The organism is Streptomyces sp. NPDC101194, from assembly GCF_044767885.1.
Classification (GTDB): Bacteria; Actinomycetota; Actinomycetes; order Streptomycetales; family Streptomycetaceae; genus Streptomyces.
The window spans coordinates 450671-466026 of the sequence record NZ_JBIWOS010000001.1; the positions used below are offsets into that span (position 1 = coordinate 450671).

The following is a 15356-nucleotide window of genomic DNA, read 5'->3' on the forward strand; positions in this document are numbered from 1 at the left end:
CTACGACCACCGTGACTGCGCCGAGCAGCCGCGCCTGCTGGCGAACGCCTGCGCGGGAGAGGGCTGGGAGGTGCCCGGCCTGCTTGAAGGCATGGCGAGCGCCCCGGACTTCTACTTCGACTCACCCGCTACGAGCGGCAGTTGCGGCCCTTCGCCGAGCGGAACCAGAAGCTGGGGCCGGCCAACGTCAAGCGGATGGTCATGCGTACCAGCGGCCAGGTCCGGTTCTCGATGGTGATGCTCTCGCCGGCGTGGTGGTGCGCGTGAGCTTCGGGGATCTAGGCTTGGGACATGGACTGGGGGACCTTGCTCGGCACGGCACTTGGCGCGCTCGTGGGCGTCGGCTCGACCTTGATCGTCGATCGTCTCCGTTGGCAGCGTGACCAGACGGCACGGCAGCGGGACATAAAACGTCAGCTCTACGGCGAATACTTGGCCGCACTGATGCGGACAAGGAATCAGTTGAAGGACATCGCGTCATCATCCCTCGCCGCACAGGATCGTGCCCTGCAGGCCGGAGAAGCATTCCGCGAGGGCGGGGCCTATGAGCTGCGCTACCAGATGTCCATCACCGCCTCCGCGGTCGTCGCCGAGCACTCGGACGCCTCCCTCAGGCGACTGCGGGATGTACGGAACCAGATCCGAGAGGGCGCCACTGGCGATGACCTCAAAGAGACCTACCACGTACTGATCACCGTTATCAAGGCGCTCCGGGACGCGATGCGTTCGGACCTCGAAGCAAGCGGATGACGTCCGTCGACGGAAGTACTCCCGTCTGCAGACCCGGCCCACGTCGACCCACCACTCACCCCGGCTCCTACGACGCTCGCCACGATTCGTCCGGCACTCCCGGAACGGCGCCCTGTCCATCCCGGAGCCCGAGTGCCCCTGCCGGAGGCATGTCCTTGGCGCGAGGACCGGTTCTCGACTCAGGGCCATAATCCTCCGCAGTCCCGGACCGCGCGGGTCGGCGCTTATGCGTTCGCTACGCCGTCCTCGCTACGGTGCGGTCACCTGTAGAAAAAGACCCTCCCGGGGGGAGGGCCTGATGGCGTACGGGCTGTGCGCCCCCGGCAGGACTCGAACCTGCGGCCAAGCGCTTAGAAGGCGCCTGCTCTATCCACTGAGCTACGGGGGCCGGATGGTGGCCTCGGCGGCCTGGAGCCCTGAGGCCTGGCCGGTCGGTGACCTGCCGGGACAAGGATAGGGCTCCGATCGCCTCGACCCGGTTGCTTCACCTGCGTGGCACGATGTGGAGGTTCGGTGAAGCGAACCGATAATCGCAGGTAGGTGGGATTCGCGCATCGCTTTTGACGCCTCGCGCCCCGGGTGTTGTGCACTCGTTATGCCTGCGCCCCACTCGTCCCCTCTGTCCGGACTCCGTCCCAGGGGGAGAACCGGCGCGCAGAGGCGGCTATACGCTTCAAAATGGCTTCAAAATTGGGCATTCTTCGCATGTGGTGACCTTGGACGTACGGCCTCAGCTCATCGACGCACTTTCCGCCCTGCGCGACCGTGTCGCTGCCGTGCGTCTTCCACTTCCGCTGCCGGGAGCGCCACGCGCCCGCCTGACCCGCAGCGAGCTGCTCGCCCAGCTCGACGACTATCTGCTTCCCCGGCTCAGGGATCCTGAAGCGCCCCTGCTCGCGGTCATCGGCGGCTCCACCGGGGCCGGGAAGTCGACGCTCCTCAATTCGCTGGTGGGACGGCCGGTCAGCGAGGCCGGGGTGCTGCGGCCGACCACGCGGACACCCGTGCTCGTCTGCCATCCGGACGATCACCACTGGTTCGCCGGGGGTCGCGTGCTGCCGCAGCTCACCAGGGTCTGGCTGCCGCCGGAGGAGCCGGGGGACCGGGGCCGGTGCGACGAGCTGGACGCCCTCGACGGATTCGACGGGAGCGAGGACGAGGACGGAACCGTGCTGCGCGTCGAGACGGCCGGCGGGTTGCCGCGCGGGCTCGCGCTGCTCGACGCGCCCGACATCGACTCGCTCGTGGTGCGCAACCGGATGCTGGCCGCCGAGCTGATCTCCGCCGCCGACGTGTGGGTCATGGTGACCACGGCCTCCCGGTACGCGGACGCGGTGCCGTGGCATCTGCTGCGTACCGCCAAGGAGTACGACGCCTCGCTCGTCACCGTCCTCGACCGGGTGCCGCACCAGGTGATCGGCGAGGTCTCGCGGCAGTACGGCGCACTGCTCACCAAGGCGGGCCTCGGTGAGGTGCCACGCTTCACCATTCCCGAACTGCCCGAATCGGCCGGCGGCGGGAGCGGGCTGCTTCCCACCACCGCGGTCGCCCCGTTGCGGGCCTGGCTCACCCACCGCGCCCAGGACCCGGCGGCGCGCCAGCAGGCGGTCGGACGCACGGCGGCCGGTGTCATCGCCTCGCTGGATGTGCGGATGCCCGCGCTGGCCGGGGCCGTCGCGGCGCAGCACGCGGCCGCCGTGCGGCTGACCGGTGTGGTCGAGGACGCGTACCGCACGGAGGGCGCCCGGGTCCGGCGGCGCCTGGCGAGCGGCGGTGTGCTCGCCGGGGACGCCCGCACCCGATGGCGTGGATACCCGCTGTACAGCACCTCCGAGGAACTCCTCGAAGCGCTGGTGGAGAGTCTCGCCGCGCTTCTGCAGTGCGCCGTGGCAGCCGCCGACGAACAGATCCGCACGATCTGGCGGCGCGAGCCCGCGGCCGGGGTCTTCGGCTTCGAGGACGTCGGCCGGGAGGCCGGGGGGTGGGGGCCCGCCGAGGACATCCGGGGCCGGATCGCCATGGCCGTACGACGCTGGTGGCGGGTGCTGGAGGAACTCGCCGAGGAAGAGGTGCGCCGACTCGAACGCAATGTCGCGCCGGACATCGAGACCGTGACGGCGCTGCTGGCCGCCGCGCTGCTCGGCGGCCGGCGCACCCGCGGCGCCGGCGAACAGCTTGCCGAGCGGATCGGTGCCCAGGGAGCGCTGCGGCTGCGCGACAAGGGCGGCTCCCTGCTCACCGACTGCCTCGACCGGGTGTTGGACGGCGAGCGCGACCGGCGGCTCGCGCCGCTGGACGCACTCGACGTGGCGCCGGAGCCGCAGGCCGAACTGATCGCCGCCCTGTCCGTACTGCAGAAGGAGAGGTGGCAGCGATGACTGCCGTCATTGACGAGGGGCCCGGCCGGGGCGAGAGTCCCGCTTCTCACGAGGACCGCGACCAGGACCGCCCCGCCCGGGGCCGGGCGCCTCAGGCGCGCGGCGACTGGAACGACGGGCTCATCGCCCGGCGCGCGGCCGTCAGGGCTGCCGACTCCGAGCCCGGCGCCGCCCCGGACGACGACGTGCGTCCGCCGCAGGTCGAGGCGTACGTACCCTCCGGCGGTCCGCTCGGGCCGCGGCTCGACGCGCTGCGTGAACTCGTCGGACTGTCCAGGGCCAGGCTCGACCGGGCCACCCTCGCCGAAGCGGGGCGCGTGCTCGACGAAGCGGCGGCCCGTCGGCGGCTCTCCTCCCGGCACACCGTCGTCGCCATCGCCGGAGCGACCGGCAGCGGCAAGTCGACGCTCTTCAACTCGCTCGCGGGCGTCCAGATCTCCGACACCGGGCTGCGCAGGCCGACCACCGCGGCCCCCATCGCCTGCTCCTGGACCGACGGGGCCGCCGGACTGCTGGACCGGCTCGCCATCCCCGGACGGCTCCGGCGCAGGCCGCTGCAGGGCGGTCCGGACGCCGACGAGGCGCTCCAGGGGCTCGTCCTCGTCGATCTGCCCGACCACGACTCGGCAGCCACCGGGCATCGTGATCAGGTCGACCGGGTGCTCGCGCTGGTCGATGCGGTGATCTGGGTCGTCGACCCGGAGAAGTACGCGGACGCGGCCCTGCACGAGCGCTACCTGCGGCCGCTCGCCGGGCACGCCGAGATCACCTTCGTCGTCCTCAACCAGATCGACCGGCTGCCCGGCGACGCCGCCGACCAGGTGCTCGACGATCTGCGCCGGTTGCTCGACGAGGACGGCATGGCGCTCGGCGAACACGGCGAACCGGGCGCCACCGTCATGTCCCTGTCCGCGCTCACCGGCGAGGGCGTGGGCGAACTGCGCGAGGTGCTCGGCCGGTTCGTGCAGGAGCGCACGGCCGCCGCACGCAGGCTCTCCGCGGACGTGGACGCCGCCGCGGCCAGGCTGCGCCCGGTGTACGTCGCCGAGGGGCGCCCCGGTCTGGGCGAGCGTGCCCGCGAGGAGTTCGCCGACCGGCTCGCGGAAGCCGTCGGAGCGGGGGCGGCGGGTCAGGCGGCCGAGCGCGAATGGCGCAGGAACGCCGGACGGGCGTGCGGCACGCCGTGGTTGCGGCTCTGGCGCTGGTACGAGACCACCCGGCGGCCGGGGAACCTGGAGTGCCCGGCGCGGCCCGCGCCCCCCGAGGTACAGCTCACCGCCCGGCAGCGCGTCGAACAGGCGGTGCGGACGGTGGCGGACGGGGCCGCCGACGGACTGCCCGGTCCCTGGGCCCAGGCGGTCCGCGAGGCCGCGGTGAACGGTGCCGAAGGGCTGCCGGAGGCGCTCGACGAGCTGGCGGAGAGGACCGGCGCCGTGGACGGGCGCGGGCGGCCGGCGGGCGGTGCCGGGGACGTGGGCGGCGACGGCGGTGCGGCGGTCGTGGCGACCGGGGTGGCCGGGGCCTCAGGTGTGGCGCACAGCGGCCGCGTGGGCGGGAGGCCGCCGCGGCCCAGGTGGTGGCCCGCCGCCGTGCTGGCACAGGCGTCGATGACGTTGCTGCAGATCTTCGGCGGGCTCTGGCTGGTCGGCCAGATCGTCGGGGTGCTCGCACCCGGGTTCCTCACGCCCGCCCTGGTGATGCTGGCCGGGATCGTCGGAGGCCCGCTGGTGGAGTGGTCGTGCGCGGTCGCGGCCCGGGGGCCCGCGCGACGGTACGGGCAGGAGGCCGAGCGGCAGCTGCGCGAGGCGGCGGCGGCCTGCGGGCGGGCGCGGGTACTCGATCCGGTGGCCGCGGAACTCGTGCGGTACCGCGAGGTGCGGGAGCGGTACGTGACGGTGACGGAGTTTTCCACAACCGTCCGGTAGTCCACAGGCATCAGCGGCATTTCCGCCTTCCCTTCAACCTGGGACAGGTGACCGCGCGGGTGCGGTCGCCGGAGCCGAAGGCCGAAGGGGAGGCGGAGTCATGAATGACACCTTGGTGACACTGGTGGGAAACGCGGCGACGGGCGTGGAGTTCCGGGAGACCGCGACCGGCGGAATGGCGCGATTCCGGTTCGCGGTGACGCCGCGCCGTTGGGATCGCGGGAAACAGCTCTGGACCGACGGGCACACCAGTTTCTACACCGTGTGGGCCTGGCGGACCCTGGCGTCGAATCTGTCCGCTTCCGTCGCGGTCGGGGAACCGCTCGTCGTGCACGGCAGGTTGAAGGTGCGCGAGGAGGAACGGGATGACCGGCGCCGGACGTTCGTGGACATCGAGGCGCTTGCCGTGGGACACGATCTGACACGGGGGACGGCCGCGTTCCGGCGGGTGATGAGGAGCGAGCCGGGGCAGGGGGCACGCCGGGGGAGTGCGGACGCGGCGGTGGACCGGGGCGACGGGCCGGGGCGCTCGGACGAGCCGGACTGGTCGGGCGGCCCGGCGCGGGAGGCACGTGAAGCACGAGAGATGAACGAGGCGCGGCCTGGTCGTGCGCGCGAAGCGTCACGGGACGAGGGGGACGAGCGGGAGGGAGGAGGTGAGCGGAGCGAGCAGCCCGAGCGGTCGGAAAAGCCTGAACAGTCGGAACGGGCCGGTCGACAGCGGGCGCGGCGTCCGGCGGTGCGTCAGAAACGGGGTCAGGAGCTTGCGTCGGTTTCCTGACCGGACCGGACCGGACCGGGGTGCGGGGGAAGGGATTTGACGATCAGTCGGATCGGGGGAGCGTCGAAGGGTCCGCGTGCGATACCGGCGATAACGATTCCGATTCGGAATGGTTGTACGACGGTAGGATGGGGGATTCTTCATCTCTTCCTCCTTAGGATTCCCCCGTACTCACGGGGCACTTGAGTCGACTGGCGAGGCAATCCCCACACGCGCATCAGGCGCGGAGGGCCTCGCCCGGAGGGGAATTCTGTGTTTTCTGCTTCTTCAGCGACCGTTTTGTCGTCCATGGAGACGACCCGTACTCCACGGCGGCGGGGCATGGCCCGGCTGGCCGCGTCGGTGGTGGCATCCGGTCTGGTCATGGCAGGCACCCTTGTCGGCGCCGGCAGCGCGGTCGCCGATGAGGCGCCGCAGCATCAAGGTGGCGCGGCCGCGGTCCTGGACGGGTTGAAGACCTACGACCGTGCAGTGATCCACGGGAACGGCAGGAACCAGCCGGTGCCCGCCGGGCTCTTCGAGATGACCGTCGACGGCGGCGGCAAGCTCAAGACGTACTGCATCGACATCCACAACCCCACCCAGGACCAGGCGAAGTACCTGGAGACGCCCTGGAACCAGACCTCGCTCGGCAGCAACAAGAACGCGGGCAAGATCCGCTGGATCCTGGAGCACTCCTACCCGCAGGTCGACGACCTCGCGGCGCTCGCGGAGCAGGCCGGTACCGGACCGCTCACCGAGAAGACCGCGGCCGCGGGCACCCAGGTCGCGATCTGGCGCTACTCGGACGACGCCGATGTCGACGCGACCGACAGCCAGGCCGAGAAGCTCGCCGACTGGCTGGAGCAGAACGCCGCCGACCAGGCCGAGCCCAAGGCGTCCCTCGCCCTGGACCCGGCCGCGGTCTCCGGCCGGTCCGGTGAGCGGCTCGGCCCGATCACCGTCCACACCAACGCGGGTCAGGTCTCGGTGACCCCGCCCGCCGACGCCGCCAGCGGTGTCAAGGTCACCGACAAGGCCGGCAAGCCCGTGACCGCCGCGGCCGACGGTGCCCAGCTCTACTTCGACGTTCCGGCGGGTGCCGCCGACGGTTCGGCCTCGCTGACCGTCCAGGCCACCACGTCGGTGCCGGTCGGCCGGGTCTTCGCCGGGGTGACCAAGAGCCAGACCATGATCCTGGCCGGCTCCAGCGAGTCCACGGTCTCCGCCACCGCCAACGCGACCTGGGCCAAGCAGGGTGCGATCCCGGCCGTGTCGGCGAAGAAGAACTGCGCCAAGGGCGGGGTGGACGTCACCGCGACCAACAAGGGCGACGAGGCGTTCACCTTCGAGCTGGCCGGGGCGAAGCACACCGTCGAGGCGGGCAAGTCCGAGACCGTGACCGTCCCGGTTGCCGAGGACCAGGCGTACGACATCACGGTGACCGGCCCCGGCGGCTTCACCAAGACGTTCAAGGGCGTCCTGGACTGCAAGACCAGTGGCAGCGGCACCGGCGGCACCGACACCCAGACCGGTGGTGACAAGCCGGCCCCGGCCACGACCGGTGGCGGCTCGACCGGTGGCTCGGGTGACCTCGCCGAGACCGGTGGCTCCAGCGCCACCCCGGTCATCGCGGGCGTCGCGATCGCCCTCGTCGTCGTCGGCGGCGGCGCGGTCTTCATGCTCCGCAAGCGCAAGACGCAGCCCTCCGCCCAGTAGTCACCGCACGGATCACGTCGGCGATCACATCGGTGACCGCCGAGTGACGGAGGGTGGGCAGGCTGTCGCATCGGCCTGATGACGGCCCCGGTACGCGGACGCGTACCGGGGCCGTCGCACGTCGTCGGCCGACAGCCCGAGGATCGTGCCCCGCACCCGGTGGTTCCCGAGCTCATGGCTCTTCGGGGAGCGCTCGCAGTGACGAGTCACAAGGCCTCGACGGCGTCGGTGAAGGCCGGTGCGGCAGAGCGCCACGAGCCCTGCTCCGGATCGCGGAGGGCGGCCGCGAAGATACCCAACCACGCGAAAATAAAAGGCGGTTGAGGCGTTCCTGGTGGACCATGGCGCTTGGAAGCGGGCCGCTGAACCTGGGGGCTGGTCCGCGCTGCGCGCATCGCCACGGCGATGCCGGACGATGGGGGGATGTCCGAGTGAACCTTCGAAGAACCATCGCCGTCCTGATCGGTGCGGCACTGTCGGTTGTCACGCTCGTGACGCCGGTCGGCGCACAGCCGACGCAGACCGGGGTCTCGACCACCTACCAGATCAACGCACGGCACGACGGCAGTCTCGTCGACACCGCTGTGGGCGCGCCGCCGCTCAGCCAGAAGTGGTCCCGCGACCTGGGCGGGAACGTCTCCTACCCCGTCGTGGCCGGCGGGCGCGTCTTCGCCACCGCGGCCTCGCCGAACGGGTACGGCACCATCCTCTACGCCATGGACGCGGCCACGGGTGAGAACGCCTGGGAGCCCGTCGACCTCGGTGGCAGCTACTGGTGGTCCGCGCTCGCCTACGGGGGTGGTCGACTCTACGCCCAGAACTACGACGGCGTGCTGACAGCGTTCAACCCGGCCACCGGGAAGGAGATCTGGACCGCCACGCTGCCTGGGCAGTACTCCTTCACCTCGCCGCCCACCTTCGCCGGCGGCGTGGTGTACACGGGTGGCGCCGGCTCGGGCGGCACCTTGTACGCGGTGGACGCTTCCAGTGGTGCGGTGCTCTGGACCCAGCCCGTCGCGAACGGGGACAACAGCTCGCCCGCCGTCACGGCGAGTGGGGTCTACGTCTCATACGCCTGCGAGCAGACCTACGCCTTCGACCCCAAGTCGGGCAACCCGATCTGGCACCACCGGACGGACTGCTCCGGCGGCGGGGGCCGCACCCCGGTCGTCGCCGACGGCGGTGTCTGGGTGCGCGACGACGCCGGGATGGCCCCCTCGGTCCTCGACGTCGCCGACGGGAAGGTCCGCGGCACGTACGAGGCCACCGGCTGGTCGCCCGCACCGGCTTTCGACGGCCGCCAGGGCTACTTCGTCGATGACGGTGTCCTCCAGGAGCGACACAGCCGCACACTGGCCACCCGCTGGAAGTTCGAGGGCGACGGCCGGATCAGCACGGCGCCGATCGTCGTCAACGGCTACGTCTACGTCGGCTCCCGAACCGGTCGGCTGTGGGCGCTCAACGGCGCCACCGGTCAGCCCGTCTGGTCCACCGACGTCGGCGCGCCGATCAACGCGCCCGACGAGCACAACGTGTCCGAGCCGCTGACCGGTCTCGGAGCGGGCGGCGGACTCGTGGTGGTTCCGGCCACCCATCTGTTGGTCGCGTACGGGCAGTGAGCAGCGGGCGTGGTGACCGGCACCGGCGACCACTCCCGGGCCCCGGCCGCCGTCGACCACGCCGGTGCCGGCTGAGTGGTGCGGTACAGCGGTGAAGTACCGCAACCACGAGGGACGGCAGGTACCGGGCCACCCCGCAGGACGTGCACGCAGCGCTTGGCCTCCCGAAGGGCTGTGAACCCGGACGAACAGGCCGGCGCGGCAGCGCGCACCCTCTCGGTTCGCGGTGAAAGAGAGGGGAACGGAGCAAGCGGAGCAGCCCCGGAAATCGGTCCGGGGCTGCTCCGCCGTCGGACGAGCGGTGCTCGGCGGCGATCGACGGTGACGACCGGTGACGGGTCGACTACCGGTGCGGACGGTGAAAGGATCAGGTCACAGGGCCCTGATGGGACGGGTTTCCATCCTGGGACGGCCGTCAGGCAAGATGGGGTGTATCTGCCCACACATCGATAGCCGGACGGTTTCTCTTGGCTGAGTACATCTACACCATGCGCAAGACGCGCAAAGCGCACGGCGACAAGGTGATCCTCGATGACGTCACCCTGAACTTCCTGCCCGGCGCGAAGATCGGTGTCGTGGGCCCCAACGGCGCCGGTAAGTCCACGGTGCTGAAGATCATGGCGGGCCTGGAGCAGCCGTCCAACGGCGACGCGTTCCTGTCGCCCGGCTTCAGCGTCGGCATCCTCATGCAGGAGCCGCAGCTCGACGAGTCGAAGACGGTCCTGGAGAACGTCCAGGACGGCGCCGCCGAGATCATGGGCAAGCTCAAGCGCTTCAACGAGGTCGCCGAGCTCATGGCGACCGACTACTCCGACGCGCTGATGGAGGAGATGGGCAAGCTCCAGGAGGACCTGGACCACGCCAACGCGTGGGACCTGGACGCCCAGCTGGAGCAGGCCATGGACGCCCTGGGCTGCCCGCCCGGCGACTGGCCGGTCGTCAACCTCTCCGGTGGTGAGAAGCGCCGCGTCGCGCTCTGCAAGCTGCTGATCGAGGCCCCCGACCTGCTCCTCCTCGACGAGCCCACCAACCACCTCGACGCCGAGTCGGTCAACTGGCTGGAGCAGCACCTCTCGAAGTACGCGGGCGCCGTGGTCGCGGTCACCCACGACCGCTACTTCCTGAACAACGTCGCCGAGTGGATCCTCGAACTCGACCGCGGCCGCGCTCTGCCCTACGAGGGCAACTACTCCACCTACCTCGACAAGAAGGCCGCCCGCCTCAAGGTCGAGGGCCGCAAGGACGAGAAGCGCGCCAAGCGGCTCAAGGAAGAGCTGGAGTGGGTCCGCTCCAACGCCAAGGGCCGGCAGACCAAGTCCAAGGCACGTCTCGCCCGTTACGAGGAGATGGCGGCCGAGGCGGACAAGATGCGGAAGCTGGACTTCGAGGAGATCCAGATCCCGCCGGGCCCGCGGCTCGGTTCCATCGTCGTCGAGGTCGAGAACCTCTCGAAGGCCTTCGGCGACAAGGTCCTCATCGACGACCTGTCGTTCACGCTGCCGCGCAACGGCATCGTCGGCGTCATCGGTCCGAACGGCGCGGGCAAGACCACGCTGTTCAAGATGATCCAGGGCCTGGAGACCCCGGACACCGGCTCCATCAAGATCGGTGACACGGTCAAGATCTCCTACGTCGACCAGTCCCGCGCCAACATCGACCCGAAGAAGACCCTCTGGGCCGTCGTCTCGGACGAGCTGGACTACATCAACGTCGGCCAGGTCGAGATGCCCTCGCGGGCGTACGTCTCCGCGTTCGGCTTCAAGGGCCCGGACCAGCAGAAGCCGGCCGGCGTCCTGTCCGGTGGTGAGCGCAACCGCCTCAACCTGGCGCTGACGCTCAAGGAGGGCGGCAACCTGCTGCTCCTCGACGAGCCCACCAACGACCTCGACGTCGAGACCCTGTCCTCGCTGGAGAACGCCCTGCTGGAGTTCCCGGGCGCCGCGGTGGTCATCTCCCACGACCGCTGGTTCCTGGACCGCGTCGCCACGCACATCCTGGCGTACGAGGGCGACTCCAAGTGGTACTGGTTCGAGGGCAACTTCGAGTCGTACGAGAAGAACAAGGTCGACCGCCTCGGTGCGGACGCGGCCCGTCCGCACCGTGCCACGTACAAGAAGCTCACGCGAGGCTGATCGTCTTGGCACGTCACATCTACAGTTGCCCGCTGCGCTGGTCGGACATGGATGCCTTCGGCCACGTCAACAACGTGGTCTTCCTCCGATATCTGGAGGAGGCGCGCATCGACTTCATGTTCCGGCTGGCGCCGGGGGACGGTTCGCCGTCCTTCTCGGGCGGGTCCGTCGTGGCCCGGCACGAGATCGACTACGTACGGCCGCTGGTCCACCGGCACGAGCCGGTGACCGTCGAGTCCTGGGTCACGAAGATCGGCGCCGCGTCGCTGACGATCGCGTACGAGATCAAGGACCCGGACCAGGTCTACGTACGGGCCTCGACCGTCGTCGTGCCGTACGACCTGGCCGAGGAGCGGCCCCGGCGGATCTCCGCCGAGGAGAAGCTCTTCCTCCAGCAGTACCTGGCCGAGGAGCCCGCCGCAGCATGACGGTGCCCGTACGGTCGCTGGAGTTCGCCGACACGAGGGAGGCCGCGGATCTCGCGGCCTTCCTCGGCCGGCTGATCCACTACGACCGGGCCGCCGCCGTGCGGATGCAGGCGAGCGGCGGCGCGCTGGCCGTGTTCGGCAGGCCGCCGTCGTTCGAGGTGCTGGCGATCCGGGCGGCGCGACTGGCCGGATCGCACGACTTCGATGTCACGGTGTCCGCCGGTGAGCTCCTGGAATCCCTCGATGCCGAGGGCGTCGCAGCCGGCTCGGGCGCCCTGCCCGCACCGGTCACCGGGCCGCCGTGGACGGGTGTCCTGCCGCCCCGCGGTGGCTGGCACGAAGTGTCCGGTCTGCCCGGCCCGGTCTCCCTGCGCACGGCGGTCACCGGGGCGGTGGCGGAGTTCCGTTCCCGCGACGAGGCATTGCCCGAGGGCCGTCGCACCCGGGCGGAGCGGGACCTGATCGGCCGCGAGATCTGGTCGCGCACCGTCGGCTCCACCGAGCTTCCACTGAGGGCCGTCCACGCCGCCCAGTCCCTGGGCTTCCTCCGCCCGGCGCCGGACTTCCCCGTCGCCCTGCTCGCGGCCGGGTCCTGGCTGCGGCTGCGCACCCCGTTCGGCTCGATCGCCCTGCGCGATCCGGGCAGCGGACTCGGCACGCTCGCGGTGACGGTGGGCGCGGGCTGAGCGCCCGTCCCGACGACAGAGCGTCCGGACGGGCAGGACGCCCGAACCCTCCCGGCCCGGACGAACGACCCTCGGGGTCCCGCCCGGACCGGGCCGGGCCCCGGTCGCCGGTCCGGCGTGGTCCGAACGAGCGGCCTCAGCCGGTCAGGGCCCTGTCCACCAGTCGTAGCGCGGCCGCGTCCTGGGCGTCCTGGGCCGGGTCGCCCATGCGCAGGGTGAACGTGGCGCTGGTCGCGGCCCGGGAGCCGTCCGGCATCACCCCGCTCTCCGAGACGATCCCCAGATGGGTTCCGCCGTGGAACCAGATCCCGCCGTCGCTCCCGGCCACCGGGCGCCAGGCGATGCCCAGTCCGTAACGGACCCCCGGAGCCGCACTCCAGTCCTCGGCCGCGACCGTCTCCTTCATGGCCGCCAGCTGGGCCGGGCGCAGCAGTCGGCCGCTCATCAGGGCGCGCAGGAAGACGCCGTGGTCATGGGTGGTGCTGATGACGGATCCGTCGGCCCCGCCGCCGGACGCCGTCGTCGTGTCGGTCGGCCGGGTACGGCCCGGGAACCAGGTGTACGCGGTGGCTGTGGGCCGAGGGACGTACGGCGAGGTCCCCGGTGTGAAGGTGTGGCGCAGGCCCAGGGGCTCGATGATCCGGTCGTGGATCTCCTGCGCCCAGGGGTTGCCGGTCACCTTCTCGATGATCAGGCCCGCCACCACGTAGTTGGTGTTGGAGTAGCCCCAGCGCCGCTCCCCGGCGGGCTGTCCGGTGCCCGGCACCCACAGGGGCGGCCGGCTCACGGCCGCCTTCAGCTGGTCCTCGGGGGACGTGGTGCGAAACCGCGACCGGCGGTAGCCGGCCGGGGTGAACGCCTCGGCCGCGTCCGGTGAGACGGCGAGATAGTCGTTCAGCCCGCTGGTCTGGCGCAGCAGATCGGCGACCGTGATCCTGCGGCCGTCGTTGCCGTTGCCCCGCACGGCGCCGGGAAGCCACCGCTCGACGGTGTCCGTGAGCGCGAGTCGCCCCTCGCCCACCAGTTGGAGGGCGAGCGTGGCCGTGAAGGTCTTGGTGTCGCTGCCGATCCGGTAGTAGGCATCCCCAGGGACCGGGTCGTGCGGGGCTCGCAGGTCGGCGGAGCCGGCGCGGGCGGTCGTCCGTCCGTGGGCGCTCTGCACCTCGGCCAGTACGCCGGTGGCCCCGGTGGCCAGGATCGCGTCCACATCGCTCTGGAGACGGCTGCGGAGCCCGGAGGCGTGACGGGGCGCGGCGGCCGTCGCCGCCGGGCCGGACGCCGCGGTGAACAGGGCCGCGGCCGTGGCCGCCAGGCCCGTACGTCGGCTGATCATCGGTCCTCCCCGGCGCTGGGGCAGACCAGATCGGCGGCGGGCAGCGTGCCGTCGCGCAGATAGGCGTCGACGGTTTCGTCGGCGCAGGGGACGGGGGTGAGGCCGTCGAGTCCGCGCCCGTACACCCCGTGCGAGCGGATGTCCGCCGTCACCAGCCGTGAGCCGGTCAGGCGCCGGTGCAGCGCCAGCGCCCCCTCGTACGGGACGTTGTTGTCGCGCCGGGCCTGGAGCATCAGGACGGGAACGTCGTTGCCGATCACCGTGGCGGGTTCGCGGGACGTGCTCGGCCAGAACGCGCACGGGGCCATCATGCCGTTGACGAGCGGGCCGAAGACGGGCTGTGCGGCGCGGCTGCGCTCCATGTTCTGCCAGTACGTCTCCGGGTTCCCCGGCCAGCCGCCCGCCGGCCAGCCGCTGTCACCGCACATGAACAGGGCCCCGCCCAACATGCTGTCCGCCAGCTCGGGCGAGGCGAGCAGCTCCAGCATGGCGGCGAGCTCGGGACCGGGTTCGACCGGCCTGCCCGCGGCGGCGTCGACCAGGTCGCGCACCGTACCGGCGAGCGCCGGATCGTACTCCTCGTGCTGGATGAGCTGCCTCAGCACCAGCCGCAGCAACGGCGCGTCGAGCCGTACGCCCGAGACGGTGACCGGGCGCCGTTCGGCCCCGTCGAGCAGGTGCTGGACGCTGGACCGCACCCGGGCGGGCGTGCTGCCGAGCCGGTAGGTGTCGTCGTGCCGGGCGGCCCAGGCGGCCCAGGCGTCCAGGGCCTCTTCGAGGGGCTTGCCCGCCCGCTGGAAGAGTTCGTACTGGGTGGCCGACGGGTCGGTCGAGGAGTCGATGACGATGCGGTCGGCGCGGCGGGGGAACATCTGGGTGTAGACGGCCCCCAGGTCGGCACCGTACGAGACGCCGTAGTACGAGAGCCGGCGCTCGCCCAGTGCCGCGCGGATCGCGTCCATGTCACGGGCGACGTTCCGGGACGTGGCGTGCGGCAGGAACCGTGCGTTGTCCCCGTGCTCCCGGCAGCGGCGCGCGGTGTCGCGGGCGGACCGTACCGACCGCTCGAAGTCCTCGCGGGGGGTCGTGGTCGGGCCGGGCGCGGGCGCCGGGGCGGCAGGATCGCAGGCGAGAGGGGTGGACTCGCCGAGGAAGCGGGGATCGAAGCCGATCAGGTCGTAACGGTCGGCCGCATCCTTCAGGGCCGGGCGCAGAAGCAGGGTGCTGGCGAGCCCGGTGCCGCCCGGTCCCCCCGGATTCGACAGCAGGATGCCCCGCCGCTTCCCTTGCCCGGTACCGGCCTTGACACGGGAGACGGCGATCCGGATCGTCGGTCCGCCGGGATCGGCGTAGTCGAGGGGGACGGTCACCTTCGCGCACTGCGCGCCCGCCTCGTTCAGCTCCCGCTGCTGCGGCGAGCAGGGGCCCCAGACGAGCCGTTGGTGAGTGGGGGTGGCAGGGTCGGCCGACGCGGGCACCGTGCCCGCGAGTAAACAGGTCAGGCCCAGGCCGGCGGTGGCCAGTGCGGTGCCGCGCATCGTGCTCCTCGGGATCAGGTGGATGACTCCCGTACGACGCTAGGGGCGTGCGTGGCCGGGGAACATCGGGCCACCCGGTCGAAGCCTC

12 protein-coding genes and 1 tRNA gene are annotated in these 15356 nt (G+C 71.5%); 10 read left to right on the forward strand and 3 right to left on the reverse strand.

All coding sequences use genetic code 11. The annotated features are described in order from the left end of the window. The first annotated feature begins 141 nt into the window (after positions 1–141). Both ACIRP2_RS02020 and ACIRP2_RS02025 read left to right on the forward strand, forming a co-directional pair. Positions 142–267, forward strand: a complete 126-nt coding sequence (locus ACIRP2_RS02020) for a hypothetical protein (protein WP_404245582.1) — start codon at positions 142–144, stop codon at positions 265–267. A 24-nt stretch (positions 268–291) separates the two neighbouring features. Next, positions 292–750 carry a hypothetical protein gene (locus tag ACIRP2_RS02025; protein ID WP_404245583.1) on the forward strand — a complete coding sequence of 153 codons (459 nt, stop codon included), beginning with the start codon at positions 292–294 and terminating at the stop codon, positions 748–750. A gap of 315 nt (positions 751–1065) precedes the next feature. Here the strand turns inward: ACIRP2_RS02025 and ACIRP2_RS02030 are convergent. After that, positions 1066–1138 (reverse strand) — tRNA-Arg (locus ACIRP2_RS02030). A 328-nt stretch (positions 1139–1466) separates the two neighbouring features. On the opposite strand from ACIRP2_RS02030, the gene ACIRP2_RS02035 reads away from it, so the two are divergent. The 8 genes from ACIRP2_RS02035 to ACIRP2_RS02070 all read left to right on the forward strand — a co-directional run bounded on the left by ACIRP2_RS02035 (position 1467) and on the right by ACIRP2_RS02070 (position 12397). Further along, positions 1467–3128: a dynamin family protein gene (locus tag ACIRP2_RS02035; RefSeq protein ID WP_404247129.1), complete on the forward strand. Its 1662-nt coding sequence runs from the start codon at positions 1467–1469 to the stop codon at positions 3126–3128. After that, positions 3125–5053, forward strand: coding sequence for a GTPase (locus ACIRP2_RS02040; RefSeq protein WP_404245585.1), 1929 nt, complete (start codon positions 3125–3127; stop codon positions 5051–5053). Before ACIRP2_RS02035 ends, ACIRP2_RS02040 begins: the two co-directional genes overlap by 4 nt. Positions 5054–5153: 100 nt before the next feature. Further along, a complete protein-coding gene (locus tag ACIRP2_RS02045; RefSeq protein WP_404245587.1) occupies positions 5154–5834 on the forward strand; it encodes a single-stranded DNA-binding protein in 681 nt (226 codons plus the stop codon). Positions 5835–6122: 288 nt separating this feature from the next. Then, the gene (locus ACIRP2_RS02050) at positions 6123–7532 is read left to right on the forward strand and encodes an LAETG motif-containing sortase-dependent surface protein (RefSeq protein ID WP_404245589.1); all 1410 of its coding nucleotides are present in this window, start codon (positions 6123–6125) and stop codon (positions 7530–7532) included. Positions 7533–7963: 431 nt separating this feature from the next. Then, positions 7964–9151, forward strand: a complete 1188-nt coding sequence (locus tag ACIRP2_RS02055; protein ID WP_404245591.1) for a PQQ-binding-like beta-propeller repeat protein — start codon at positions 7964–7966, stop codon at positions 9149–9151. A gap of 467 nt (positions 9152–9618) precedes the next feature. Beyond that, positions 9619–11283 (forward strand): energy-dependent translational throttle protein EttA, encoded by a 1665-nt coding sequence (gene ettA / locus ACIRP2_RS02060; RefSeq protein ID WP_404245593.1) that lies wholly within the window; start codon positions 9619–9621, stop codon positions 11281–11283. 5 nt (positions 11284–11288) lie between these two features. Next, positions 11289–11711, forward strand: coding sequence for an acyl-CoA thioesterase (locus ACIRP2_RS02065; RefSeq protein ID WP_404245595.1), 423 nt, complete (start codon positions 11289–11291; stop codon positions 11709–11711). Beyond that, a complete protein-coding gene (locus ACIRP2_RS02070) occupies positions 11708–12397 on the forward strand; it encodes a hypothetical protein (RefSeq protein WP_404245597.1) in 690 nt (229 codons plus the stop codon). The genes ACIRP2_RS02065 and ACIRP2_RS02070 overlap by 4 nt, the downstream gene beginning before the upstream one ends. Positions 12398–12533: 136 nt before the next feature. On the opposite strand, the gene ACIRP2_RS02075 is transcribed toward ACIRP2_RS02070, so the two are convergent. Both ACIRP2_RS02075 and ACIRP2_RS02080 read right to left on the reverse strand, forming a co-directional pair. Then, positions 12534–13730 (reverse strand): serine hydrolase domain-containing protein, encoded by a 1197-nt coding sequence (locus tag ACIRP2_RS02075; RefSeq protein ID WP_404245599.1) that lies wholly within the window; start codon positions 13728–13730, stop codon positions 12534–12536. Then, positions 13727–15268, reverse strand: a complete 1542-nt coding sequence (locus ACIRP2_RS02080; protein WP_404245601.1) for an alpha/beta hydrolase — start codon at positions 15266–15268, stop codon at positions 13727–13729. The genes ACIRP2_RS02075 and ACIRP2_RS02080 overlap by 4 nt, the downstream gene beginning before the upstream one ends. Between the last annotated feature and the right edge of the window lie 88 nt (positions 15269–15356).